23 protein-coding genes are annotated in these 25,472 nt (G+C 69.9%); 9 read left to right on the top strand and 14 right to left on the bottom strand.

Annotated elements, in window-relative coordinates; genetic code table 11:
• Nucleotides 1-16: 16 nt before the first annotated feature.
• The 3 genes from SH203_RS04650 to SH203_RS04640 all read left to right on the top strand — a co-directional run bounded on the left by SH203_RS04650 (nt 17) and on the right by SH203_RS04640 (nt 4,726).
• Complete coding sequence (locus SH203_RS04650) at nt 17-1,093, top strand: site-specific DNA-methyltransferase (RefSeq protein WP_087119704.1); 1,077 nt, start codon at nt 17-19, stop codon at nt 1,091-1,093.
• A 201-nt stretch (nt 1,094-1,294) separates the two neighbouring features.
• The gene (locus SH203_RS04645) at nt 1,295-2,410 is read left to right on the top strand and encodes a glycosyltransferase family 4 protein (RefSeq protein WP_087119703.1); all 1,116 of its coding nucleotides are present in this window, start codon (nt 1,295-1,297) and stop codon (nt 2,408-2,410) included.
• Nucleotides 2,411-2,578: 168 nt separating this feature from the next.
• Entirely contained in the window at nt 2,579-4,726 is a 2,148-nt protein-coding gene (locus tag SH203_RS04640; RefSeq protein ID WP_087119702.1) for an amylo-alpha-1,6-glucosidase, read from the top strand.
• Here the strand turns inward: SH203_RS04640 and SH203_RS04635 are convergent, their stop codons facing one another.
• The 3 genes from SH203_RS04635 to mutY are packed head-to-tail and all read right to left on the bottom strand — an operon-like array spanning nt 4,727 to nt 6,289.
• On the bottom strand, nt 4,727-4,990 hold the full coding sequence (locus tag SH203_RS04635) for a BrnA antitoxin family protein (RefSeq protein WP_087119701.1): 264 nt from the start codon (nt 4,988-4,990) through the stop codon (nt 4,727-4,729).
• Entirely contained in the window at nt 4,944-5,222 is a 279-nt protein-coding gene (locus SH203_RS04630; RefSeq protein ID WP_087119700.1) for a BrnT family toxin, read from the bottom strand. Before SH203_RS04630 ends, SH203_RS04635 begins: the two co-directional genes overlap by 47 nt.
• 11 nt (nt 5,223-5,233) lie before the next feature.
• Nucleotides 5,234-6,289, bottom strand: a complete 1,056-nt coding sequence (mutY, locus tag SH203_RS04625; RefSeq protein ID WP_087119699.1) for an A/G-specific adenine glycosylase — start codon at nt 6,287-6,289, stop codon at nt 5,234-5,236.
• Nucleotides 6,290-6,310: 21 nt separating this feature from the next.
• Here mutY and SH203_RS04620 point away from each other — a divergent pair, with 21 nt between their 5' ends.
• The 5 genes from SH203_RS04620 (at nt 6,311) to SH203_RS04600 (ending at nt 12,097) form a co-directional block, all read left to right on the top strand.
• Nucleotides 6,311-6,877, top strand: coding sequence for a DciA family protein (locus SH203_RS04620; RefSeq protein WP_087119698.1), 567 nt, complete (start codon nt 6,311-6,313; stop codon nt 6,875-6,877).
• A 96-nt stretch (nt 6,878-6,973) separates the two neighbouring features.
• Nucleotides 6,974-7,615 (top strand): DsbA family protein, encoded by a 642-nt coding sequence (locus SH203_RS04615; protein ID WP_087119697.1) that lies wholly within the window; start codon nt 6,974-6,976, stop codon nt 7,613-7,615.
• A 10-nt stretch (nt 7,616-7,625) separates the two neighbouring features.
• Nucleotides 7,626-8,237 carry a thioredoxin domain-containing protein gene (locus SH203_RS04610; protein WP_087119696.1) on the top strand — a complete coding sequence of 204 codons (612 nt, stop codon included), beginning with the start codon at nt 7,626-7,628 and terminating at the stop codon, nt 8,235-8,237.
• Between the two features lie 12 nt (nt 8,238-8,249).
• Nucleotides 8,250-11,687: a chromosome segregation protein SMC gene (smc, locus tag SH203_RS04605; protein WP_087119695.1), complete on the top strand. Its 3,438-nt coding sequence runs from the start codon at nt 8,250-8,252 to the stop codon at nt 11,685-11,687.
• A complete protein-coding gene (locus SH203_RS04600) occupies nt 11,684-12,097 on the top strand; it encodes a surface-adhesin E family protein (RefSeq protein WP_087119694.1) in 414 nt (137 codons plus the stop codon). Before smc ends, SH203_RS04600 begins: the two co-directional genes overlap by 4 nt.
• Here the strand turns inward: SH203_RS04600 and SH203_RS04595 are convergent.
• From SH203_RS04595 to SH203_RS15945, 11 genes are all read right to left on the bottom strand, one after another.
• The gene (locus SH203_RS04595; protein WP_087119693.1) at nt 12,066-13,199 is read right to left on the bottom strand and encodes a mechanosensitive ion channel family protein; all 1,134 of its coding nucleotides are present in this window, start codon (nt 13,197-13,199) and stop codon (nt 12,066-12,068) included. The two genes, SH203_RS04600 and SH203_RS04595, sit on opposite strands and share 32 nt — an antisense overlap.
• Before the next feature lie 67 nt (nt 13,200-13,266).
• Entirely contained in the window at nt 13,267-14,358 is a 1,092-nt protein-coding gene (gene murG / locus SH203_RS04590) for an undecaprenyldiphospho-muramoylpentapeptide beta-N-acetylglucosaminyltransferase (protein WP_087119692.1), read from the bottom strand.
• A gap of 482 nt (nt 14,359-14,840) precedes the next feature.
• The gene (locus SH203_RS04585) at nt 14,841-16,016 is read right to left on the bottom strand and encodes a putative peptidoglycan glycosyltransferase FtsW (protein ID WP_087119691.1); all 1,176 of its coding nucleotides are present in this window, start codon (nt 16,014-16,016) and stop codon (nt 14,841-14,843) included.
• The gene (murD, locus tag SH203_RS04580) at nt 16,013-17,503 is read right to left on the bottom strand and encodes a UDP-N-acetylmuramoyl-L-alanine--D-glutamate ligase (protein ID WP_087119690.1); all 1,491 of its coding nucleotides are present in this window, start codon (nt 17,501-17,503) and stop codon (nt 16,013-16,015) included. The genes SH203_RS04585 and murD overlap by 4 nt, the downstream gene beginning before the upstream one ends.
• Nucleotides 17,504-17,636: 133 nt before the next feature.
• Nucleotides 17,637-18,746 (bottom strand): phospho-N-acetylmuramoyl-pentapeptide-transferase, encoded by a 1,110-nt coding sequence (mraY, locus tag SH203_RS04575; RefSeq protein ID WP_087119689.1) that lies wholly within the window; start codon nt 18,744-18,746, stop codon nt 17,637-17,639.
• Between the two features lie 9 nt (nt 18,747-18,755).
• On the bottom strand, nt 18,756-20,174 hold the full coding sequence (murF, locus tag SH203_RS04570; RefSeq protein ID WP_087119688.1) for a UDP-N-acetylmuramoyl-tripeptide--D-alanyl-D-alanine ligase: 1,419 nt from the start codon (nt 20,172-20,174) through the stop codon (nt 18,756-18,758).
• Nucleotides 20,167-21,624: a UDP-N-acetylmuramoyl-L-alanyl-D-glutamate--2,6-diaminopimelate ligase gene (locus tag SH203_RS04565; protein WP_087119687.1), complete on the bottom strand. Its 1,458-nt coding sequence runs from the start codon at nt 21,622-21,624 to the stop codon at nt 20,167-20,169. The genes murF and SH203_RS04565 overlap by 8 nt, the downstream gene beginning before the upstream one ends.
• Nucleotides 21,621-23,405: a penicillin-binding protein 2 gene (locus SH203_RS04560; RefSeq protein WP_087119686.1), complete on the bottom strand. Its 1,785-nt coding sequence runs from the start codon at nt 23,403-23,405 to the stop codon at nt 21,621-21,623. The genes SH203_RS04565 and SH203_RS04560 overlap by 4 nt, the downstream gene beginning before the upstream one ends.
• Nucleotides 23,402-23,842, bottom strand: coding sequence for a cell division protein (locus SH203_RS04555; RefSeq protein ID WP_087119685.1), 441 nt, complete (start codon nt 23,840-23,842; stop codon nt 23,402-23,404). The genes SH203_RS04560 and SH203_RS04555 overlap by 4 nt, the downstream gene beginning before the upstream one ends.
• Complete coding sequence (rsmH, locus tag SH203_RS04550) at nt 23,839-24,807, bottom strand: 16S rRNA (cytosine(1402)-N(4))-methyltransferase RsmH (protein ID WP_087119684.1); 969 nt, start codon at nt 24,805-24,807, stop codon at nt 23,839-23,841. The genes SH203_RS04555 and rsmH overlap by 4 nt, the downstream gene beginning before the upstream one ends.
• Nucleotides 24,804-25,052 carry a division/cell wall cluster transcriptional repressor MraZ gene (locus SH203_RS15945; protein WP_375600717.1) on the bottom strand — a complete coding sequence of 83 codons (249 nt, stop codon included), beginning with the start codon at nt 25,050-25,052 and terminating at the stop codon, nt 24,804-24,806. The genes rsmH and SH203_RS15945 overlap by 4 nt, the downstream gene beginning before the upstream one ends.
• On the opposite strand from SH203_RS15945, the gene SH203_RS15940 reads away from it, so the two are divergent.
• Nucleotides 25,051-25,119, top strand: coding sequence for a hypothetical protein (locus tag SH203_RS15940; protein ID WP_353738812.1), 69 nt, complete (start codon nt 25,051-25,053; stop codon nt 25,117-25,119). The two genes, SH203_RS15945 and SH203_RS15940, sit on opposite strands and share 2 nt — an antisense overlap.
• Nucleotides 25,120-25,472: the final 353 nt, after the last annotated feature.

The raw sequence follows: 25,472 nt of genomic DNA, 5'->3' as shown, positions 1-25,472 counted from the left end.
TGCGGGGCCGCGTTCCATGTCCGAGCTTAAGACCGACGTCATTCACCGTGGCGATTGCATCGAAGTGCTGAAAAGCCTGCCCGACGCCTCGGTCGACATGGTCTTCGCCGATCCGCCCTATAATCTGCAGCTGGGCGGCGACCTGCTGCGTCCCGACAATTCCAAGGTCGACGCCGTCGACGACGACTGGGACAAGTTCGGCAGTTTCGCCGAGTATGACGCCTTCACCCGCGCCTGGCTGGCGGAATGCCGCCGCGTGCTGAAGCCCGAGGGTTCGATCTGGGTGATCGGCTCCTATCACAATGTCTTCCGACTGGGCGCGGCGATCCAGGATCTGGGCTTCTGGGTGCTGAACGACATCATCTGGCGCAAGTCCAACCCGATGCCGAACTTCAAGGGCACCCGGTTCACCAACGCCCACGAGACCCTGATCTGGGCCGCGCGCAGCCGCGACCAGAAGCGCTACACCTTCAACTACGATGCGCTGAAGGCTTTCAACGAAGACACCCAGATGCGGTCGGACTGGACCTTCGCCCTCTGCACCGGCGAGGAGCGGATCAAGGACGCCGACGGCAAGAAGGCCCACCCGACCCAGAAGCCCGAAGCCCTGCTGCACCGCGTGCTGCTGTCGGCGACCCGCCCCGGCGACGTGATCCTGGACCCCTTCTTCGGCACCGGCACCACGGGCGCGGCCGCCAAGCGGCTGGGCCGTCATTACATCGGCATCGAACGTGACGAGACATACGCCGATGTCGCTGCAACGCGCATCGCCTCGGTCATCCCCGCCAGCGCCGAGGATCTGATCGTCACTGGCTCCAAGCGCGCCGAGCCCAAGGTGCCGTTCGGCGCCCTGGTCGAGGCCGGTCTGCTGCAACCCGGCGACCGCCTGTATTGCCCCAAGGGCGAGCGCGAGGCCCGCGTGCGCGCCGACGGCTCCCTGGTCCACGGCTCCCTGACCGGCTCGATCCACAAACTGGGCGCCCTGTTGGAGAATGCGCCGGCCTGCAACGGCTGGACCTACTGGCGCTTCAAGACCGACCAGGGGCTGAAATCCATCGACGCCCTGAGGTCGGAAGTGCGCGCCGCGATGTGATCAGCTGGTGCGACACCCCGTCGCGCCTGTCACATCAACCACTTACACCTTCCACGATACGATTCCGCACACGGATCGAGGGACCAGCTTCGCTGTAACCCGTCGAAACCATTGTGAAAATTCGCCGATAACGACGGAACTTCGCAGCTGCGAGACCATTGTTGTTCACGACCCGCCGTCGCGGTGTCGGAGCACACCGTCATGAAAATCGCCCAGATCACCCCGCTGTACGAGGCCGTCCCGCCCAGGCTGTATGGCGGCACCGAACGGGTCGTCGCCCATCTGACGGACGCCCTGGTCGATCTGGGGCACGACGTCACCCTGTTCGCCAGCGCCGACGCCCGGACCAAGGCGCGGCTGGTGCCGGTGCGCGATCAGGCCATCCGTCTGGACCCCGCCCCGCTGAAGTCCGACCTCGCGGCCCACCTGTCCATGCTGGGCGAGGTGCTGGACCGCGCCGACGAGTTCGACGTGATCCACTTCCATACGGACATGATCCACTTCCCGCTGTTCCAGAAATATGCGGACAAGACACTGACCACCCTGCACGGTCGGCTGGACATGAAGGACTTGCCCGGCGTCTATGCCCGCTGGAGCGAATTCGGTCTGGTCTCGATCTCCGACGATCAGCGCAAGCCCCTGCATTTCGCTAACTGGAAGGCGACGGTGCATCACGGAATGCCGGGCGAGCAGTATGTCTTCTCTCCGAAATCCGAGGGCTATCTGGCCTTCCTGGGCCGTATCTCGCCCGAGAAGCGACCGGATCGCGCCATCGAGATCGCCACCAAACTGGGCAAGCGGCTGAAGATGGCCGCCAAGGTGGACGCCGCCGACAAACGCTATTGGGAAGAGACCATTCGCCCGCTGGTCGAGGGCAATCCCCTGATCGAATTCATCGGCGAGATCGGCGATCATCAGAAATCGGCCTTCCTGGGCGGCGCCGACGCCCTGCTGTTCCCCATCGACTGGCCCGAACCCTTCGGTCTGGTGATGATCGAGGCCATGGCCTGCGGCACGCCGGTCGTCGCCTTCCGCTGCGGCTCGACGCCCGAGGTGATCGAGGACGGCGCCACGGGCTTCCTGGTCGATACGATGGAACAGGCCGTCGCCGCCGCCGGTCGGGCGCATCTGCTGGACCGCGAGGCCGTGCGCGCCCGTTTCGACCTGCGGTTTTCGGCTACCGCCATGGCCCGACGCTATCTGGACGTCTATGGCGACCTTCTGGCCCGCCGCCCGTTCGCGGAGGCGCCGATCGACAGCGTGGTCACGCCGATCCGCCCACTGGCGGAAGACCGCACCTTCGCCGCCCTGGCTTGAACGTCTTCGGCTGCGGGATCGAGGCCATCTGATTTTGCGATAAAATTCGGGCGACGGAGGTGAACCCTCCGTCGCCTTCATCAGTTCACCATCCAAGCGGCCATTCAGCGCCGTATTCGGGTGTGACACGTTCGGCCGAGGCCTCACAACCAACGGGTAGGAGACCGCATGGACGACGCCTATTCCACCCAGCTGACCGCCGGTGAATCCGTCGAGGCTTCCGGCCTCGAACAACTGATGGCGCTGAAGGACGGCGACACCTTCCTGGTCGCCGACGGCTGGGGCGACATGAAGGGCGGCGCCGACGGCCTGTTCGCCAACGACACGCGCGTCCTGTCGCGCTGGACCATGACTGTGGGCCTGCTCAAGCCGTCGCGCCTGTCGTCGGGCGTCAGCCAGGACAATGTCTTCTTCTCCTGCCACACCACCAACCGCCCCCTGCCTCCGATGGGCGGCCGATCCGCCCCGGCCGGCGTGCTGCATATCGAGCGCCGCCGCTTCCTGTGGGGCCGCCGGATGTTCGAGCGGGTGCAGATGGTCAATCATGGGGTGGAGGACATCCTGCTGCCCCTGGCCTTCGATTTCGGCGCCGACTTCGCCGACATCTTCCAGGTGCGCGGCACGCCCCGGGCCAAACGCGGGACCATCCACGCCCCGACCACCGACGGGCGGCGCGTCACCTTCCGCTACACCGGACTGGACGATGTGGAGCGGATTTCCTGCCTGGCCTTTTCCGAACCCCCGGCCCGGCTGACGCATCAGCGCGCCGAGTTCATGTTCAGCCTGCCCAAGGGCCGCACCCTGGACCTCTATATCGAGTGCGGCGTGGACAGCTGCGAGGCGCCCGACGACCGGCGCTGGCGGCTGAACGCCATTCAGGCGCGGCTGGCCATGCGGGCCAAGCGTCGTCGGGGTGCCTCGGTGCGCGGCCCCCGCAGCCCGCGTTTCAACGACTGGCTGGACCAGTCGCGGGCCGACATGGCCCTGTTGACCACCGACCTGCCGACCGGCCCCTATCCCTACGCCGGCACGCCCTGGTTCTCGACGCCGTTCGGGCGCGACGGCATCATCGCCGCCTGGCAGATGTTGTGGCTGGACCCGTCCCTGGCCCGTGGCGTCCTGACCTATCTGGCCTCGCGGCAAGCGACCGAGACCTCGCTGTTCCAGGACAGCCAGCCCGGCAAGATCATGCACGAGACGCGCGGCGGCGAGATGAGCGCCCTGCACGAGGTGCCGTTCGGCCTCTATTACGGCGGGGTCGACACCACCTGCCTGTTCGTGGCCCTGGCCGGCGCCTACGCCAACCGCACCGGCGATCTGGACCTGATCCGCACGCTCTGGCCCAATCTGATCGCCGCCGCGAACTGGATGCGCGACTATGGCGACAGCAATAACGACGGGCTGATCGACTATCAGCGCGGCGCCGACACGGGCCTGTCGAACCAGGGCTGGAAGGACTCCGAGGACTCCATCTTCCACGCCGACGGCCGCTTCCCCAAGGGGCCGATCGCGCTGCTGGAGGTTCAGGGCTACGCCTTCGCCGCCTGGAAGGCGCTGGGTGATCTGGGCGAACGGCTGCACGACGACCGCGCGCCCGAATGGCGGATGCGCGCCGAACAGGTCCGCGCCCTGGTCGAAGACAAATACTGGATGGAGGACGAAGGCTTTTACGCCGTGGCCCTGGACGGCGACGGGGAGCAATGCCGCGCCATCGCCTCCAACGCCGGCCATCTGCTGTTCACCGGCCTGCCGTCGCTGGAGCGCGCGCGGCGCGTCAGCAAACGCCTGCTGACGACCGGGTTCCGCACCGGCTGGGGCATCCGCACGCTGGAGGTCGGCCAGGCCCGCTTCAATCCGATGAGCTATCATAACGGCTCGGTCTGGCCGCACGACACGGCCATGGCCGCCGCCGGCATGGCCAACTATGGCGAGCGGGATGCAGTGGCGGAGATTCTGGCCGAAATCTACGCCGCCGCAGCCCATTTCCATCTGCGGCTGCCCGAACTGTTCTGCGGTTTCCGGCGGGAGCCGGGCGAGCCGCCCATCGCCTATCCGGTCGCCTGCCTGCCCCAGGCCTGGGCCGCCGGGTCGGTCTTCCTGATGCTTCAGGCCACCCTGGGCCTGACCATCGACGCCTGGAACGAGACGGTCGATCTGACCGATCCCGTTCTGCCCGCCGGTCTGGACAGGCTGAACATCACCGGACTGGAGATCGGCGCCTCGGTCGTCGATCTGAACATCCAGCACCTGGAAGGCCGCGCCGTCGTCATCCCCCGCCACAAAACCGGCAAGGTCGCGATCCGCACCCTGCGCTGATCAGGCGGCGTTCCTAGCCAGCCAGTCGCGCAGGGCCTGGTTCATTCGGGTCTGCCAACCGGCGCCGTCCCGTTTGAACGCGGCCAGAACATCGGCGTCGAACCTTATGGTGGTCGAGACCTTGTCCGTCCCCCTGGGCCGCCCCCGTCCGACCAGCGTCTCTCCGCGATGGTGATCCGCCTTTTCGAACCAGGCGTCGTCCAGCTCGGGCGCGTCGTCAGGATCGACCCAGTCGATCTTCGTAGCGTCGCTGTTCACGGTCATTGGCCTTCCTCATCGAAATGACGTGGCGCGCCTCGCCGCGCGGCGTCCACACTAGAACCACCATCCGGTCCGTCAGACGCCCGATGGTGATCAGGCGCCGTTCTCCATAGTCCTGACGATCATCCTCGACCGTCAGATGATCGCCGTCGAACACGACCGCCGCCCTGGCGAAATCGAGCCCTCGCTCGGCCAGGGTGCGCTCACGTTTGCTCGGATCGAAAGTGATGCGCACGATTTTTGTTACTACAAAAACAGATCGGGTTCAATGAAGGCCCGATCCAGCGCCTTGGCGAAGACGGTGGGCAGGGCGGCGCGGGCGTCCTGGACCGGCATCCAGCGCCAATCCGCGTGCGGCGTCTGGCCCTGAGCGGTCAGAACGGTCAGCGTCAGGCTGAAGTGGGTGAAGACGTGTTCCACCGCCCCGGCCGCGCGCCAGTCGGCGGGGACAGGCGGCGGCCCAGACGGGTCTTCGGCGGTCCAGTCGCTGGTCGGCAGGCCCAGCATTCCGCCCAGCAGCCCCTTGTCCGGCCGCGTCTCCACCGCCACCCGGCCTTGCGCGTCAAACAGCACATAGGCCAGGCCCCGGCGATGCGGGCGGTCCGCCTTCCTGGCCTTGACCAGGAACCGCGTCGGCTCGCCGGTCGCCAGACCCCGGCACTGGTCCGAAACCGGGCAGATGTCGCACGACGGCGACCTGGGCCGACAGACGGTCGCCCCAAGGTCCATCAGCGCCTGGGCCCAGTCGCCCGGCCGGTCGTCCGTGACGAACAGGGCCGCCAGCCGACGCAACTCGGGCCGGGCGGCCGGAACCGGCGTCTCGACGGCGAACAACCGCGCCATGACCCGCTCGACATTGCCGTCCACCACATTGGCGGCACGGTCGAAGGCGATGGCCGCGACGGCGGCGGCCGTATAGGCGCCGACCCCCGGCAGGGCCAGCAGCCCGGCCTCCGTATCCGGGAAGACGCCGCCGTGATCGCCCGCCACCGCCCGCGCGCAAGCCAGCAGGTTGCGGGCGCGGGCGTAATAGCCCAGCCCCGCCCAAGCCCCCATCACCTCCGCATCCTCGGCCGCCGCCAGATCCTCGACCCCGGGCCAGCGCATGGTGAAGGCGTGGAAATAGGGCGTGGCGTGCGGCACCGTCGTCTGCTGCAGCATCACCTCCGACAGCCAGACACGATAAGGCTCCGTCCGCGCCGCGCCCGCCGCCGCCCGCCACGGCAGGCTGCGCGCATGGGCGTCGTACCAGGCCAGCAGCCGGGCGCGGATCGCTGAGATGTCGGGAGAGACGTGGGCCATGGGATCGCGCTATATAGGCCCATGCGCCGCCCCCTGCCCACAGACGCCGAGGTTCGCGAGATCCTGTCTCGTCGCCGCACCCGCCCGGCGCCGCGTCCCGTCCCCCGCGCGGGCAAGGCGCTGACGCCGCTGATCAAGAAGCTGGACGCCCAGTTCGGTCGCGGTGCGGGCGCGCTGGAGCCGCGCTGGCGCGAGATCGTCGGCGACCGCCTGGCCCGCGTCACCCGCCCGCAGAAACTGACCAAGGGCAAGGGCGGGGCGCCCGGCGTGCTGGAGCTGCGCGTCGCCGGCGCCGCCGCCCTTCTGGTCCAGCATCAGTCCGAGGACATCCTGGCCCGCGTCAATCTTTTCCTGGGCGCCGGCTCGGTGGATCGGCTGCGGATCGCCCAAGGGCCGGTCGCGCCGCTGAAGGACGCCGCCGCCCGGCCCAAGCGCGCCGCCAAACCCGCCCCCCTGCCCGCCCAGGCCGAGGCGGACCTCGCCGCCTCCATCGCCGCCGCGCCTGAGGAGCTGCGCGCCGCCCTGGCCCGCTTGGGTCGCGCCGCCCTTTCGCGCGCCGATCTTTCCCGCCGGGACGGGCAGGATTGACAAAACTTCGCCGCACCTGTTCTCGACTAGTTCAGGGGTTGCGCCATTCCGGGGAATCGCGCCGCCATTCGCCAACGATCCGACCGAGGAAATCCCATGGCCGACACTGAATCCCGCTTCGCCCGCATGAGCCGCCGCGCGGCCATCACCGGCGCAGCCCTGGCGACCATGGCCCTGGCCGCGTGCGGGGGCGCCAAGGGCGCGGCCGAAGGCGACATGAGCCTGGGCGCCCCGGAAGGCGCCAAGGTCACGGTGGTCGAATACGCCTCCGTCACCTGCCCGCACTGCGCCCTGTGGCAAAAGAACACCTGGCCGGCGTTCAAGGCGAAATATGTGGACACCAACAAGGTCCGCTACATCTTCCGCGAACTGCCGACCCCGCCGGTCGACGCCGCCACCGCCGGCTTCCTGGTCGCGCGCTGCGCCGGCAAGGACAAGTATTTCGACGTCGTCCACCAGCTGATGGCGACCCAGCAGGAGATGCTGACCTCCACCCCGCGCGACTGGCTGCTGCGCACCGCCCAGGCCGCCGGCCTGTCGGAACAGCAGTTCAACGACTGCGTCACCGACAAGGACGCCGTCGCCGCCATGGAGAAGCGCGTCCAGTTCGCCCGCACCCAGGGCGTGACCGGCACCCCGGCCTTCTACGTCAACGATCAGCAGATCCTGACGCCCGGCGGCGAGGGCGCCAGCCTGGCCGACCTGTCGACCGCCATCGACGCCGCCCTGGCCAAATAAGGCGACCCCGATGATGCGCCGCGCCGTCCTGGCCCTGTCCCTGACCGCCGCCTTGTCGATGGGCGCGGCGTCATCGTCGTTGGCCGCCGAGGCCCCGCCCCCCGTCACGACCCAGGATCACGTCCTGGGCCGGGCCGACGCGCCGGTGACGGTGATCGAATACGCCTCCTTCACCTGCTCGCACTGCGCGGATTTCCACAACACGGTCCTGCCGGCGTTCAAGGCCAAATACATCGACACCGGCAAGGTCCGTCTGGTTCACCGCAACCTGCCGACCCCGCCGGCCAATGTCGCAGCGGCCGCCGCCGCCGTCGCCCTGTGCGCCGCGCCGTCCAAATATTTCGACGTCGCCTCGGTCTTCATGCGCGATCAGGCGAACCTGGCCACGACCGGGGCTCAACCCTGGTTCGCCGCCGGGGTCGCCGCCAGCGGCAAGACCCGCGCCGAGATCGAAACCTGCCTGCAGGCCCCCGCCACCCGCGCGACGCTGGAGGCCCAGATCGCGGGCGCCGAGGCGGCGGGCGTGACCGGCACGCCAACCCTGTTCGTCAACGGCACGCTGGTCGCCGACCATTCGCTGGACGCCCTGTCGGCCGCCATCGACCCGTTGCTGCGTCGGTGATCGACTAGGCCGATGCAGTTCCAGCGGCTCCGGCTGGTCGGCTTCAAGTCCTTCGTCGATGCGGCGGAGGTCCAGATCGAATCCGGCCTGACCGGCATCGTCGGCCCGAACGGCTGCGGCAAGTCCAACGTGCTGGAAAGCCTGCGCTGGGTCATGGGCGCCAACTCGGCCAAGGCCATGCGCGGCCAGGGCATGGACGACGTGATCTTCGCCGGCGCCGCCGGTCGTCCCCCGCGCAGCCACGCCGAAGTCCAGCTGACCATCGACAACGCCCAGCGCCGCGCGCCCCAGCCCTTCACCGACAGTCCGGTGCTGGAGGTGTCGCGCCGCATCGACCGGGGCCAGGGTTCGACCTATCGCATCAACGGCAAGGAGGTGCGGGCCCGCGACGTCCAGCTGCTGTTCGCCGACGCCTCGACCGGCGCCAACTCCCCCGCCCTAGTGCGTCAGGGCCAGATTTCCGAACTGATCGCCGCCAAGCCCCAGAACCGCCGCCGCATTCTGGAAGAGGCGGGCGGGGTCGCGGGCCTGCATACTCGTCGGCACGAGGCCGAACTGCGGCTGAAGGCGGCCGAGACCAATCTGGACCGGCTGGACGACATCGGCCGCGAGCTGGAGACGGCGCTGAACCGGCTGAAGCGCGAGGCCCGTCAGGCCGAGAAATACAAGAAGATCTCGGCCGAGATCCGCGCCCTGCAGGCCGCCCTGCTGTTCGTCCGCTGGAACGACGCGCGTTTAGCCGCAGAGGCCGCCGCCGCCGAACTGCGCGCGGCCGACGCCGCCGTCGCCGAAACCACGACCGCCGCCGCCGCCGCCCAGACCGCCGCCCTCGCCGCTCAGGAAGCGTTGAAGCCTGCGCGGGAGGAGGACGCCGTCGCCTCCGCCCTGCTGCACCGCGCCAGCCTGGAACGCGACCGGCTGGACATGGCCGAACAGGCCACCCGCGCCGAGGTGGACCGGCTGAAGGCCGAGGGCGCCCGAATCGCCGCCGACGCCGCGCGTGAGGACGCCATGGCCGCCGACGCCCGGCGCGAACTGGACCGGCTGGACCACGAACTGACCCGGCTGAAGGCCGAGATCGCCGCCGCCCCCGAACGCGGCCCCGAACTGGACAAGGCGCTGCAAGCCGCCGAGGACGCGCGCAAGGCCGCCGACGCCGAGGTGGAACGTCTGGCCGGGACGCTGGCCGCCGTCGAGGCCCGCGCCGCCGCCGAGACGGCCCGAAAGCGCGACGCCGAGGCCCGGCTGTCGCGCGTGACCGGCCAGTTCGATCAGGCCCGGCGTGAACGCGAGGCGCTGGGCCCGCTGGAGACGCCCGAGCTGGAGGCCGCGCGTCAGGCGCTGGAGACCGCCCAGGCCGATCTGGCCGCCGCCCGTGAAGCGGTCGAGGCCGCCGAGGCCAAACGCGGCGAACGGGCCCGCGCGGAACAGGAGGCGCGCACCGCCGCCCGCACGGCCGAGGACAAGCTGGGGCGGCTCCAGACCGAGGCGCGGGGCCTGGCCCAGCTGCTGGTCACGGGCAAGCGCGACCATCCGCCAGCGCTGGACAAGGTGCGCGCCGACAAGGGGTATGAGGCCGCTCTGGCCGCCGCCCTGGGCGACGATCTGGACGCGGCGCTGGACGCCCGCGCCGCCGCCTATTGGGGTGGGGCTGAGGCGTCGGTTCCGACATGGCCCGACGGCGTCACGCCCCTGTCGGCCCATGTGCAGGCGCCGGATCAACTGACCGCCCGTCTCGCCCTATGCGGCGTCGCGCCGAAGACCGAGGCGGCCCGGCTGGCTCTGGTTCTGCCTCCAGGCGCCCGCCTGGTGACGACCGAGGGCGACCTCTATCGCTGGGACGGCTTCGTCAGCCGCGCCGAGGCGCCCCGCCCCGCCGCCGTCCGTCTGGCCCAGCGCACACGGCTGGCCGAGCTGGAGGCCGAGATCGACAAGGGCAAGCCCGCGCTGGATCAGGCGCAGACGGCCCAGAAGTCCGCCACCGAGGCCTTCCGCGCCGCCGAGGACGAAGTGAAGGCCGCCCGCCTGAAACCCTTCGCCGCCGACAAGGCCGTGACGGGCGCCCGCGACCGGGTCGAGAATCTGGCCCGCGAACAGGCCCGGCGCGAGGCCCGCGCCCAGGCGCTGGACGACACCGTGACCCGGCTGGAGGCCGAGGTCGCCGAGGCCAGGGCCGCGCTGGACGCCGCCCTGACCGCCGACGCCCCGTCCGAAACTGTCGCCGGTCTGCGCGAGGAACTGACCGCCGCCCGCGCCGCCGCCGACACGGCCCGCGCCGCCGCCCAGACCGCCCGTTCCGACCGCGACGCCGAGGCCCGCGACCGTCAGGGGCGCGAGCAGCGGCTGGGCGGCCTGACCCGCGCTCGCGACGGCTGGGTCAGCCGGTCGAAGGACAGCGCGGCCCGCCTCGCCGCCCTGGCCACGGACGCCGACAAGACCGCCGCCCTGCTGAAACAGGCCGAGGTCGCGCCCCAGGGCTTCGCCGAACAGCGCGGCAAGCTGCTGGATACGCTGACCGCCGCCGAACAGCGCAAACAGGCCGCGTCCGACGCCATGGCGACGGCCGACACGGCGGCGGGCGAGGCCGACCGCGCCAGCCGCGCCGCCGACGCCGCCGCCGCTCAGGCCCGCGAGGCCCGCGCCGGTCTGGCCGCCCGCGCCGAAGCCGCCGCTGAGAAGCTGACCGAGGCCGAGGCCACCTTGCGCGAGACGGCGCAGATGTCGCCGCAGGAGCTGGGCCAGAAGCTGACCGACGACGCCATCGCCCGCCCGCCCGACGCCGCCGGGGCCGAGAGCCTGCTGTTCGGCCTGGAGCGCGAGCGCGAGGCCCTGGGCGCCGTCAACCTGCGCGCCGAGGATGAGGCGGTCGAATACGGCGAGCGGCTGAACAGCATGAAGTCCGAGCGCATCGACCTGACCCAGGCGATCGCCAAGCTGCGCGACGGCATCGACGAGCTGAATGCCGAGGGGCGCGAGCGGCTGGTCGCCGCCTTCGACGTCATCAACACCAACTTCAAGACCCTGTTCGAGGCCCTGTTCGGCGGCGGTCAGGCCGAGCTGAAACTGGTCGAGTCGGACGATCCGCTGGAGGCGGGGCTGGAAATCTACGCCTGCCCGCCCGGCAAGCGGCTGTCGGTCATGAGCCTGATGTCGGGCGGCGAACAGGCCCTGACGGCGGCGGCCCTGATCTTCGGCGTCTTCCTGGCCAACCCCGCGCCGGTCTGCGTGCTGGACGAGGTGGACGCCCCGCTGGACGACGCCAACGTCGACCGCTTCTGCCGGATGCTGCATGAGATGCGCAGCCGCACCGACACCCGCTTCATCGTCATCACCCACAACCCCGTGACCATGAGCCGGATGGACCGCCTGTACGGCGTCACCATGCCCGAACGCGGCATGAGCCAGCTGGTCAGCGTGGACCTGCATCAGGCGGAGACCCTGGTCGCATGATCGCCGTGCTGCTGGCCCTGAGCGACCCCGCCCTCGTCCCGACCGGCGTGGGGCGGTTCGCCATCTACGCTGACGTGGCCTCCATCGAACGCGACGGCGACACCGCGCGGATGCGCGAGCTGCAGGTGACGGAGAGCGGCTTCAAGGTCGGGGACGTGGTCTATGTCGGCGGCTGGTCGCGGTGGGCGTTCGACTGTCGGGCGCGGACGGCGGATCGGTTGGATTTCGCCTCCCTGCGCGCCGACGGAACCGAGGGGCCCGCCACGCCCGACCAGGCCCCGGCCTATGACGCCGCGCCGGGCGGAGACGCGGCGGAACTGCTGGCCATCGCCTGCGCTTCCGACCGGCCCGCTGAGAGCCTGACGCTGGATCAGGCGATCAGGCGAGGACAGGCGGCTCTGGCGGACTGATCCCCTTGTCGGACCCTTGCGGCCACTCGATGCGGTCGCGCGGCAGGGCTTCGCGGCACTCGTCGCGCATGAAGGCCATCAGTTTCTCGCGGATCTCGCAGCGCAGGTCGAAGGCGACGCCGGCGGAGCGGGCGCTGGCCAGGCAGCGGACCTGAAGAACGCGCTCGGTGATGTCCGTGACCTGCATCACCTGGACGTCGCCGTCCCAGTGGCTGGACGCCCTGACGATGCCCTCGAAGGCGGTGCGCAGCCGGTCGATCGGCGCCTCGTAATCGACGTAGAAGAAGGCCACGCCGATCAGGCGGGCGTTCTCGCGCGTCCAGTTCTGGAAGGGCGTGGTGATGAAATAGGACAGGGGCAGCACCATCCGGCGCCAGTCCCACAGCTTGACCACCACATAGGTCGCGGTGATCTCCTCCACATTGCCCCACTCCTTCTCGACGATGACGGCGTCGTCGATGCGGATCGGCTGGGTCAGGGCGATCTGGATGCCGGCGACCATATTGGTCAGGATGGGCTGTAACGCCAGACCGGCGATGATGCCGACGACGCCGGCCGAGGCCAGCAGGCTGACGCCCCACTGGCGGAAGCCGGAAATGGTCATCAGGGCCAGGCCGACCGTGACGATGAACAGGATCACCTTGGCCACCCGCTGCAGGATGCGGGTCTGGGTCAGGTGTTTGCGGGCCAGCAGATTGTCCTCGACGGCGATATTGTACCGCTTCAGGTGCATGACCGACCACATGTCCAGCACCCCCGACGCCAGCCAGCCCAGCGTCAGGATGAACAGGAACAGCAGCACCGAACGAATGTCCGCCGAGGGTTCCGGGGCCATCGGCGAGACGGTCACGCCGATGCCGACGCCGATGATGATGATCAACACGCGCAGCTTGATCCGCGCCCGCTCGACCACGCCGCGCCAGAAGACGTCCCTGGACCTGACCACGCGGCGCAGGATGGCGAAGGCGATCTTGTGCGTCAGCCAACCCCCGCCGACGAAGACCAGCAGCACCAGGCCGGTGACGGCCCATTCGGGCAGCCAGTCGAACCGATGCCACAGGGCGCGGACTTGGCGGGTCAGGGCGATGATCTCGGGCGGCATGGCGGAGCTAACGCATCAGGGGAAGGCGGGTTGTCATTCTCCCTCCCCGTTCGGGGAGGGAGACGTCCTAGGTGCGCCCCGCCGTCGCCTCGGTCAGGTCGGCCAGGCGTTGGGCGGCGTCGGGGATGGCGACGCTGCGGGCGGCGGCGGACATGGCCGACAGGCGCTGGGGGTCGGACAGGACGGCGGCCAGGGTAGAGGACAGGCGGTCCACCGTCAGATCGTCCTCCAGGATCACCTCGGCGGCGCCGGCGTCGGTCAGGGCCCTGGCGTTCAGGCGCTGGTGGTCGTCAGTGGCGATCTTCAGCGGGATCAGGACGGACGGCAGGGCCGCGACCGCCAGTTCGGCGCAGGTCGAGGCGCCGGAGCGGCCGACGACCAGATGGGCCGTGGACAGGCGCTGGGCCATGTCGCGGAAGAAGGGGGCGACCTCGGCCTCGATCCCCGCGTCCAGATAGATCTGGCGGGCGGCGTCCAGCGTTTCAGGGCGCGACTGCTGCTGCACCTTCAGGCGACGGCGCAGGGGTTCCGGCAGGGCGGCAAGCGCGCGGGGCGTGGTCTCGGACAGGATGCGCGCGCCCTGGCTGCCGCCCGTGACCAGCACGTGGACGGGTGCGTCTGTAGTCGGGGCGACGTAAGGGCGGTCGAACAGGGCGCGGATTTCGGCCCGCACCGGCGAGCCGACGACATGGGACCGGCCCTGCACCCTGGCCGGCGCCCGCTCCAGCGTGGGGAAGGACGACGCGACCTGGTTCACATAGGGGGCCAGGATGCGGTTGGTGCGGCCCAGGACCGCGTTCTGCTCATGGATCACGGTCGGGCGCCGCGACGTGACGGCGGCGACCAGGGCCGGGGCGGACGGATAGCCGCCGAAGCCCACCACCACATCGGCGCCCAGCCGGTCGAAGGCGTCCCTGGCCTGCATCACCCCCTTGAAGATGGCGACGCCCGCCTTGACCAGACCCAGCGGGCCGAAGCCGGTGGCGGCGTCCAGCGCCAGCCGTTCCTCGGCGGGAAAGCCCTGGGCGTATTGCTCGCCGCGATGGTCGGTGGCCAGCACCACCCGCCAGCCCCGCGCCGCCATCTCGCGCGCCAGGGCCTCGGCCGGGAACATATGGCCGCCGGTGCCGCCGGCGGCGACGACGCAGAGCTTGGACATGGGGCGGGCGCTCCGAAAAAAGAGAGTCTGAATAGTGTACTTCGTCTGAAATCCAGACGGCGGGTCGTGAAAAACACCGTCTGAATAGTGCAATTCGTCTGAAATCGGGGATGGGCGGTCGAGGCGGAAGGGATCGGCCGCAGGATCGCACGGTTTCGGGGGATGGGCAGGAGACGGTCGCTGGTCGGCGTCAGGCGACTGAAATCGCTGGGGTGTCCTGGGCGGAAAGCGCTGGCTGGGGAGGTGAAGTCCTGAAAAGGTTCGTCACAACGGGCACGGCGAGGTCACAAAGGACACGACGAGACCGAATGCGTGTCGGCGACCCGCGCGATACCCAGGACGTTGATCGATCTGCGGCTTCGCCGCGCCGCAGGCGGTCAAGATTTTCTGGCCCGGCACGGTCCCGTCGTGTTCGTTGTGACCTCGCCGTGCCCGTTGTGATGAACCCTCGTCTGGACCACGCCGCCCGAGGATGACCAAACTCAGATCAACCGCCGGCCCATCGTCAGACTGGCGCCCGGTTCGTAGGCGCCGGGGCGGCGGCGGGTCAGGGCCAGCGCAAACCCCATGGTCAGGCCCATGGCCAGCATGGACGAGCCGCCGTAGCTGATGAACGGCAGGGTCATGCCCTTGGTCGGGATCAGGTTCAGGTTCACCGCGACGTTGATGCAGGCCTGAAGGCCAATCAGCATGAACAGGCCCGCCGCCGCCGTCTGTTCGAACGGGTCGGTCAGCTTCATGGCCCGGCGCATCCCGCGCACGACGATGAAGGCGTAGAGGCCGATCATGATCAGGCTGAGGACCAGGCCGAACTCCTCGGCGCCGACCGAATAGATGAAGTCGGTGTGCAGGTCGGGGACGTGGCGCTTCATCACCCCCTCGCCCACCCCGCGCCCCAGCAGGCCGCCGGCGCGAATGGCCTGGGACGCGCTGTCGATCTGGTGGGTGTCGGTCGTCTCGGGCGAGAAGAAGCGGCTGAGACGGTCGCGCATATGGCCGAACACGAAATACAGCGACACCAGCCCCGCCATGCCCAGGCTGGCCAGCACCGCCATCCATTTGAACGGCACCCCCGCCATGAAGAAGACGGCCATGAAGGTGGTGGTGATCAGAAGCGTCTGGCCGATGTCCGGCTGGATCAGCAAGAGACAGACGGTCAGGGCGTAGAGGCCGAAGGCGATGGTGACGCCGGGCACGCCCTGGCCCTTCTGCGCCTCGGCGAACATCCAGGCGGCGAAGACGATCAGGCCGGGCTTGGCGAACTCGGACGGTTGCAGGCTGAACGGTCCCAGGTTCACCCAGCGCGCGGCGCCCTTCACCGTGTCGCCGATGAAGGGCAGGGCCGCCATGACCACGATGGCGCCGAACAGGGCCAGGACCGCGATCCGGCGCACCCCGCGCGGCGACATCAGAGAGGTGGTCAGCATGACCGTCAGGCCGACGCCGGCGAAGACCATCATCCGCCAGGAATAGTGGAAGGGGTCGGTGATCGATTCATCGGCCAGGATGGCGGCAGGGCTGGAGGCGAAGCTGAGCGAGACGCCCAGCGCCATCAGGGCCAGGGCCGCGCCCAGCAGGCCGCGATCCACGGTCCAGAACCAGCGCGCGATCAGGCTCTGGTCGTTGCGGGAGAAGGCGGGGGTGTAAGGGGCGCTCATGCGGCGCTCTCCGGGGCGGAGGTCAGGGTCAGCACGGCGGCGCGGAAAGCCTCGCCCCGCGCCTCGAAATCGGCGAACTGGTCGAAACTGGCGCAGGCGGGGGACAGGAGGACGATCTGCTCGCCCCCGGCGGCGGCGGCGTCGGACGCGGCGGCGGTCACGGCGGCGTCCAGCGTGCGGGACAGGACGTGAGGAATGTCGCCCAGGGTCGCGGCGAAGGCGTCGGCCGCATCGCCGATCAGATAGGCCTTGGTCACGCGCGGGAACAGGTCGGCCAGGTCGTCGATGCCGCCCGCCTTGGGCACGCCGCCGGCGATCCAGAAGACGGACGGATAGGCGGCCAGGGCCTGACGCGCGGCGTCGGCGTTGGTGGCCTTGGAATCGTTGACGAAGCGCACGGCGCCGACCCGCCCCACCGTCTCCATCCGGTGGGCGAGGCCCGGGAAGGTCAGCAGCCCCTTGACGGCGGCGGCGTGGGAGACGCCCAGCGCGCGGGCGGCGGCATAGGCGAAGGCGGCGTTCTGGGCGTTGTGCCGGCCGGGCAGAGAGCGGGCGGGGGTCAGGTCGGCGAGGACCGCGCCTTGCGACTGTATGAGACCGGCGCTGACTTCAATACCGCTCATCCCGGCGAAAGCCGGGACCGAGTCCTTTGGGCGACCTAAGGGTTGAGATGCGGAAAGGTCGTGATCCCCCACATCATGTCCTGACGAAAGCCCTGGGTCCCGGCTTTCGCCGGGATGAGCGGAAGAGATGGTGATCACCCGCTGGGACAGTGCGGATGCGATCCCCTGCCCCCAATCCTCGTCCACGCCGATCAGCGCCACCGCGTCGGGCGCCTGATGGGCGAATATCCGGCGCTTGGCCGCCACATAGCCCTCCATGCCGCCGTGGCGGTCCAGGTGGTCGGGGCTGATGTTGGTCAGGATGGCGACGTCGGGGGCGAAGGTCGTGGTCAGGTCCAGCTGATAGCTGGAGACCTCGATCACATAGACCGCGTCGGGCGTCGGTTCGGGCAGGGCCAGGACGCCGATGCCGATGTTGCCGCCGACGTGGACCGTCAGGCCGGCGGACTTCAGCACCCAGCCGATCAGGGCGGTGGTGGTGGACTTGCCGTTGGTGCCGGTGATGGCGACGACGCGTGGCCGCTGGTCGGCTGGCCGGGCGGCCAGGGCGCGGGCGAACAGTTCGACGTCGCCGATGACGGGCACGCCCGCCTGCTGCGCCCGCTCGACCGTCCAATGTGGTTTCGGGTGGGTTAGGGGCGCGCCGGGCGACAGGACCAGGGCGGCGAAACCGGACCAGTCGGCGGCGGTCAGGTCCTGGACCTGAAACCCCTCGGCCTCGGCCTGCATCCGGCCCGACACGCCGTCGTCCCACAGGATCGGGAGGGCGCCCCCGGCATGAAGCGCGCGCGCGGCCGTGATCCCCGACCGTCCCAGGCCGAAGACCGCGACCCGCCTGCCCTCGAAACCGGGAACGGCGATCATGCCGATGCTCCGTCATCCTCGGGCTCGACCCGAGGATCGAACCGTCCGCCGCATGGGCGACTGTCCGGGCGCACGACCCGATCGGCGCCCGATCCTCGGGTCGAGCCCGAGGATGACGATTTGCAGCGAATAATCACCGGAGTTTCAGCGTGGACAGGCCGATCAGGGCCAAGGCGCCGGCGATGATCCAGAAGCGGATGACGACGGTGGATTCCGGCCAGCCCATCTTCTCGAAATGGTGGTGGACCGGCGCCATCAGGAAGATGCGCTTCTTGGTCAGCTTGTAATAGCCGACCTGGATCATGACCGAGGCGGCCTCGGCGACGAACAGGCCGCCGACGATGCCCAGGACCAGTTCGTGCTTGGTGGTCACGGCGATGGCGCCCAGCGCCCCGCCCAGGGCCAGGGAGCCGGTATCGCCCATGAAGATCTTGGCCGGCGGGGCGTTGTACCAGAGGAAGCCCGCGCCCCCGCCGATCATGGCGGCGCAGAAGATGGCCAGTTCGCCCGCGCCGGGCACATGGTGGACCTGCAGATACTGGGCGAAGACGAAGTTGCCGCACAGATAGGCGATCACCCCGAAGGCGCCCGCCGCCATCATCACCGGCACCGTCGCCAGGCCGTCCAGCCCGTCGGTCAGGTTCACCGCATTGGAGAAGCCGACGATGGTGAAGGCCGCGAAGGCCACGTAGAACCAGCCGATGTTCAGCAGAACCGCCTTGAAGAAGGGGAAGGCGATGGACGTCTCAAGCCCCGGCGAGGTGGGCGAGACGGTCATCCACAGCACGGTCAGGACGCCCGCGACCACGGCGACGACGGTCTGGGCCAACAGCTTCTGTTTGGACGTGAGGCCGGCCGAGGTCTGTTTCGTCACCTTGGCGTAGTCGTCGATGAAGCCCAGCACGCCGAAGGCCGCCGTCACGCCCGACACGATCCAGATATAGGGGTTGGTCAGGTCGCCCCACAGCAGGACGGCGACGCCGATGCCGGCCAGGATCATCAGGCCGCCCATGGTGGGAGTGCCGACCTTGGACAGGTGCGACACGGGGCCGTCGTCGCGGATCGGCTGGCCCCGGCCCTGTTTGGCCCTGATCCAATTGATGAAGCGGCTGCCCATGGCGACGGCCACGATCATGGCGGTGGCGAGGGCCAGGGCCATCCGCACCGTCTGGTACTGGACCAGGTTCAGCAGCGGATACTGGTGCGCGACGTCGGCGTAATAGAGGTACAGAAGATAGAACATGGGTGTCCCCTATCGCGTCGCGGACGCCGTGTCGCGGTTTTGCAGATCCGCCAGCGCCCTGGCCACCAGCGAGGCCTTGGAGCCGTTGGAGCCCTTGACCATGACCACGTCGCCGGGCGCGACCAGCAGGGGCGCCTCGGCGGCCAGTTCGGCGGCGGTCGCGCGCCACAGGCCGCGACGCGACACCGGCAGGGCGTCGTAGAGCCAGCGCATCTGCGGCCCGGCGGCATGGACCAGATCCAGACCGGCGGCGTCGATGGGACCGGCCAGACCCTCGTGCAGGCTGCGGCTCTGGTCGCCCAGTTCCAGCATGTCGGTCAGGACCACCACGCGACGGCCCGAGACAGGGCGGACGCCCAGGCTCCTGAACCCGGCGGTCATCGACAGCGGATTGGCGTTGTAGCTCTCGTCGATCAGGGTGAAGGCGCCGTCGCCTAAGGCCACCTGGCGCGTCTGGCCCCGCCCGGCCAGGGGCTGGAACGCGGCCAGGGCCTGAAGCCCCGTCTCCAGCGGCACGTCCAGCGCGTCCAGCATGGCCAGGACGCACAGGCTGTTCAGCCCCCAGTGGGCGCCCGACTGGGCCAGCCGGTATTCCAGCGGCCGACCGAACAGTTCGACCGTGACGGTCGCGCCCTCGGCATCCGGGCGGAAGTCCACGAGGCGAGCGTCATGACCGGCTTGCGATCCAAAGACGACGAGGCGGGCGTTCGCCGCGCGGGCGGCCTCGGCCAGAACCCCGGCGAAGGCCACGTCGCCATTGGCCACGGCGGTTCCGCCGGGGACCAGCCCCTGGAAGATGGCCGCCTTCTCGCGCGCCACCCCGGCCTCGCCGTCGGCGAAGGCCTCGATATGGACCGGGCCGACTGTGGTGACGCAGGCGGCGTGCGGGGCGACGAAGCGCGACAGGGGCGCGATCTCGCCCGGCGCATTCATGCCGATCTCGAACACCGCACGCCGCGTCCCGACCGGCATCCGGGCCAGGGTCAGGGGCACGCCGATGTGGTTGTTGTAGCTCTTGATGGAGCCGTGAGCAGGACCGGCGAGGTCGAGGCCGGCCTTGATCGCCTGGGTCACGCTGGTCTTGCCGACGCTGCCGGTGACGGCGCCGCGCTTCACATGGGGGGCGCGCTCGCGGGCGGCGACGCCCAGGGCTTCGAGGCCGCGCAAGGTGTTGGGGACGACGACGCAGGGGCCGCCCTCGACCCGATGTTCGACCAAGGCGGTCGCGGCCCCGGCGGCGAAGGCGTCCGCCGCGAACTCATGCCCGTCGCGCGCGCCCTTCAGCGCCAGGAACAGGTCGCCGGGGACGATCTCGCGGCTGTTGTAGGTGACGCCGGTGATCGGGCGGTCGTCGCCGTGCAGCACGCCGCCCGTGGCGGCGGCGACTTCGGCGGCCGTCCAGAGCGGGCGGGCGATGGTATCAGGCATAAAGGGACAGGGCCTCGGACGCGACAGCGGCGTCGTCGAAGGGGTGGGTCACGCCCGCGACGATCTGACCCTGTTCATGCCCTTTTCCGGCGATGACCACCACATCCCCTTCGCGCATCATTTCGACGGCGGCGGCGATGGCGGCGCGACGGTCGCCGATCTCCAGCGCCTCGGTACAGCCGGCGCGGACCTCGGCGCGGATGGCGGCGGGGTCTTCGGAGCGGGGATTGTCGTCGGTGACGATGGCGATGTCGGCCAGACGCCCGGCGATGGCGCCCATCAGGGGCCGTTTGCCGCGATCCCGGTCGCCGCCAGCGCCGAACACCGCGATCAGACGGCCGGTCGCATGGGGACGCAGGGCGTTCAGCACCGTCTCCAGCCCGTCGGGGGTGTGGGCGTAGTCGACATAGACCTCGCCACGCCCCGTCTCGGCGCCGATGCGTTGCAGCCGCCCCTGCGCGCCCGTCAGACCTTCCAGCGCGCCGATCGCGGCGTCGGGCGCATCGCCCGCCGCGATGCACAGGCCCGCCGCCACCAGGGCGTTGGAGGCCTGGAAGGCGCCGGCCAGCGGCAGCAGGATGTCGCGGACCTGGCCCCGCACGTCCAGGGTCAGGCGCTGGCCCTCCGGCGTCGCCGTGCGGCCGATCAGCGTCAGGTCACGGCCCCGCTCGCCCACCGCCATCACCCCCAGCCCGGCCATGATGGAGGCCGAGGCGAAGGCGGAATAGGCGTCGGAATCGGCGTTCAGGACGGCGGTGCGGCCGCGCGGCAGCAGGGTCTCGAACAGGCGCATCTTGGCGGCGCGATAGTCCTGCATCGTGCCGTGATAATCGAGATGATCCTGGGTCAGGTTGGTGAAGGCGGCGGCCTTCAGCGCCACCCCGTCCAGCCGGCGCTGGTCGATGCCGTGGGACGAAGCCTCCAGCGCGACGTGGGTGACGTCCTTTTTGGCCAGTTCGGCCATCAGGCGCGCAGCCTCGGCGGCGTCGGGGCTGGTCAGGCCGGGGCCGGTCAGGGCGTAGGTGTCGCGCCCCTGCTGACCGACGACGCCCAGCGTGCCCATGCTGGCCGCGCGATGGCCGACGCCGGCCCAGATCTGGCGGCAGAAGGCGGCGACCGAGGTCTTGCCGTTGGTGCCGGTCACGGCCACGCAGGTCCTGGGCTGGGCGCCGTAGAAGCCGCGCGCGGCGATGGCGTAGGCCCGGCGCACGTCGCCCGACGTGACCAGGACCGGGGCTGCGCCCTCGGGCGTGTCGGCGGGGGCCAGGACGGCGGCGGCGCCCTGGGCCAGGGCCTGGGGGATGAAGGCGCGGCCGTCGGCGGCGCTGCCCGGCAGGGCGACGAACAGGGCGCCGGGCGCGACCTTGCGGCTGTCGGCGGTGACGCCGGTGATGACGGGGTCGGACGTCACGTCGCGGCGCAAGAGGTCGGACAGGTGAAGCGCGCTCACAGCCCGTCCCCCGCCACGTCCTGATATTCAGGCACCTTCTCGCCCATGGCGGTGCGCCAGCGGTCCTCGCGCCGCTCCACGCCCAGGAAGCCGGCGATGCGGTCGGCGATGTTCCTGACGGCGGGCGCGGCGACATAGGCGCCGGTCTTGGGATAGGTCCCCGGCTCGTCCATCACGATCAGGATGGCGTAGCGTTTGCCGTTCAGCGGGCCGTCGACGGGGAAGACCGCCGCGAAGGAGCCGAGCGCGTGGCTGGGGTCGTAACGGCCGCCGACCAGCTTGTTGGCCGAGCCGGTCTTGCCGCCCACCCGCAGGCCGGGCGCGTCGGCGAAACCGCCCGAACCCTTGACCACGTTGCGGCGCATCAGGTCCAGGATGGTGCGCGAGGTTTCCTCGGTGACGACCTGTTGGGGCTGGACGTTGCGGGCGCCGCCCTTGCGCAGGGACAGGGGGATCATCCGCCCGCCGTTGGTCAGGGCGCCCATGGCCTGGATCATCTGGGCCGGGGTGATCATGATGCCGTAGCCGAACGACAGCGACGCCAGGGTCGAGTTGTCCCAGCGGCGCGGCACGACGGGCTTGGCCGATTCCTTCAGCTCGATCTTCGCGGCGTCCAGCAGGCCCAGCCGCTGGAAATAGCTGCGCATCACGTCCGGCCCCATCTGCACCGCCAGTTGCGAGGTGCCGATGTTGGAGGAGTGCAGATAGACCTCTTCCAGGGTCATCACCCGGTTCTGGGCGTGGAAGTCCTTGATCTTGCGGTCGCCGATCTGGAAGGCCTGGGAGGCGTCGAACAGGGTGTTCATGTCGGCGCGGCCGGTGTCCAGGCCGGCGGCGACGGTGAAGGTCTTGAACACCGACCCCATCTCATAGTGACCCGAGACGGCGCGGTTCAGCGTCGCGCCGTCTGGCGCCGCGCCGCGATTGGCCGAGTTGAAGGTCGGCCAGGACGCCATGCCCAGCACCTCGCCGGTCTGGACGTCGGTGACGATGCCCACGGCGCCCTTGGCCTGGTTCTTGATCGCGGCGGCTTCCAGCTCGTTTTCCAGCACACCCTGGACGCGCAGGTCGATGGACAGGGGGAAGACCTCGCCCCGCTGGCCCGCCGCGCGGATTTCGTCGTTGAAGGCCAGTTCGGCGCCGGACACCCCCTGCCCGCCCGTGTCGGCGTCGCCGATCAGGTGGACGGCCGAGGTTCCCAGCGGATAGGCGCGGCGATCCTCGGGCTCGAAGGTCACGCCACCCAGGGCCAGATCGTGAACGGCGGCCTTTTCCTGGGGCGTCAGGCCGGTCAGGGCGATCAGGCGGCGGTCGCCGGCCAGAACACGCTTCAGCCGGTCGCTGGAGATGCGCGGCAGGGCGCGGCGGATCTGGCGATAGGCCAGGTCGCGATCCCAGATCTCGGCCGGGTCGATATAGAGGCCGTAGTGGACGATGTTGCTGGCCAGCAGTTCGCCGTTGCGATCCGTCAGGTCGCCGCGCACCAGGGCGTCGGGATTGAGGCCCGCGCCGCGCCCGCCGCCGGGCGCCAGCAGCGCCTTGTAGGAGGCGCCCAGCGCCAGTCCGGCGAAGACGCACGAGAAGACCGTCAGGATCAGGAAGATGCGGACGCGGGTGTCCTCTTCCGGCCGGGCGTCGGCGCGGGCGCGTTCGAACCCATGCTCCAGCCGCCAGACCAGTTCCGACAGCCAGCGCCAGAAAGGCGACAGGCGGCCCTGCAGCCGCTCCTGGAAGTCGCCGCCCGGCGCGGGGCGGTGATAGCGATGGTCCTGAACGCTCATTGCAGCGCCTCATGTGCGGGCGCGGGCGCGGCTTCGTCGGATACGGCCGGGGCCGCAGCGGGGGCGGCGGCCGGTTTGGCGGCGGGGGCGGTCGGTTTCAGGGCGGTCAGCTGCCCCTCCCCGGCCTGGCGATGGACGTCGACCGGGGCCATGCCGATCTGGCGCGACAGGGCCTCCAGACGGGACGGCTGCTCCAGACGGGCGACCTCGGCGCGCAGCAGGCGGACCCGCTGGCCGTTCTCGCGGATGTCCTGCTCCAGCTGGGCGATGCGGCTGCTTTCGCGCGCGGCGGCGGCCTTGGCGGCATAGACGGACACGATCATGATCGCGACCAGGGCCACGCCGATGATCTCGATCCAGCGCACGCCGCGCACCTTCCAGTCGAACAGACGCTGAAGGGCCGAGCGGGAATAGGTGAAGAAGGGCGCCGTGGTCATGCCGCCGCTCTCCCATCGATCCGGCCCCAGGCAGGGGCTTCGGTGCGGACGGCGGCCCGCAGCTTGGCCGAGCGGGCGCGAGGGTTGGTCGAACGCTCCGCGTCGCCCGCCTCCCGCGCGCCCTTGAATTGCAGCGCGAAGCTGGGCTTGCGCGGATCGACGGCCATGGGGGCGTGGCGCGAACCGGCGGGCGCATTGCCCGTGCGTTCGGTCAGGAAGGCCTTGACGATGCGGTCTTCCAGCGAATGGAAGGTGACGACGGCGAGGCGTCCACCGGGAGCGAGCGTCGCCTCGGCCGCCTCCAGCCCGCGCTCCAGCTCGCCCAACTCGTCGTTCACGGCGATCCGCAGGGCCTGGAACACGCGCGTCGCCGGATGGATCGGCGCGCCGCGACGGCCGCCCAGGGCCTTTTCGACGACCTCGGCCAGATCGAGCGTGCGGGTGAAGGGCCGTTCGACGCGGCGGCGCAGGATGGCGGTGGCGACGCGGCCCGACTGACGCTCCTCGCCATACAGTTTGAAGATGTGGGCCAGCGGGCCGTGATCCCAGGTGTTGACGATGTCGGCGGCGGTCGCGCCCTCATCGGACATCCGCATATCCAGCGGGCCGTCGCGCATGAAGGAAAAGCCGCGCTCGGCCTGGTCCAGCTGCATGGACGAAACGCCGATGTCGAAGACGGCGCCGTCCAGCCGGGCCTTCCCGCTGTCGGCGAACGCCTGGGCCAGCCCCGAGAAGGGGGTGCGGATCAGCTGGAACCGGCCCGGAAAATCGTTCGCCACGGCCTCGGCGTGCGGCTGGACCGTCGGGTCGCGATCCAGGGCGACGACCCGGGCGCCGGTCTTCAGGATGGCGCGCGTATAGCCGCCGGCGCCGAAGGTGGCGTCGATCATCACGTCGCCGGGCGCGGGCGACAGGGCCTCGATCACCTCGGCCAGAAGGACAGGAGCGTGCGGCGCCTCGGTCACGACCCGCCTCCCGCCAGCTTCATCTGGGCCTGAAGTTTCAGAGCGCCGATCTGGGCCATGCCAGCCTTGGCCAGGGCGCGCTGCTCGGCGCGGCGGGCCGCCCATTTCTCGCGCGACCAGATCTGGAAACGGTCGTTCAGACCGACGATGACGACAGTGTCGCCCAGGCCCGCCTCGGCGCAGAGACCTTCCGGCAGGGTGATCCGACCGCCCGCGTCATAGGACAGGCGCACCTGTTCGCCCATCACCTGCCACTCCAGCGCCGAACGCTCCTCGGAGCCGAACGGCAGGGATTCGATCATCTCGGCATAGACGGCGAACAGACGGTCGCCGCCCGCCTCCAGGCAGTCGGCCTCGATAGAGGGAAAGATGAACACGCCGCCGGCGGCGCCGTTTTCGGTCGTGCGGAAATCGTTGGGGATCAGGAGACGGCGCTTGCCGTCCAGCTGCTTCTCGTAGGTCGAGAGAAACACGCCCTGCCCAATCGGACCCTTCGGCCCGTCCCTAGATGCCTGACGCACGCCCACCGCGCACGCCTTATCAGCCCCAAATCATGATTGTGGGATAGCATGGGATGAAATGGGCCTCAATGGGATTGAGACCAAGTTTTAACCATGTTTTGACGTGTGGCGACCTGAACACGGCTATAGAGCCGGAACATACAC

This window comes from Brevundimonas sp. SH203 (assembly GCF_002157625.1).
In the GTDB taxonomy this organism is placed as follows: domain Bacteria; phylum Pseudomonadota; class Alphaproteobacteria; order Caulobacterales; family Caulobacteraceae; genus Brevundimonas.
Note: the sequence above shows the minus strand (reverse complement) of the source record. Positions and strands in the feature narration are given on the sequence as shown.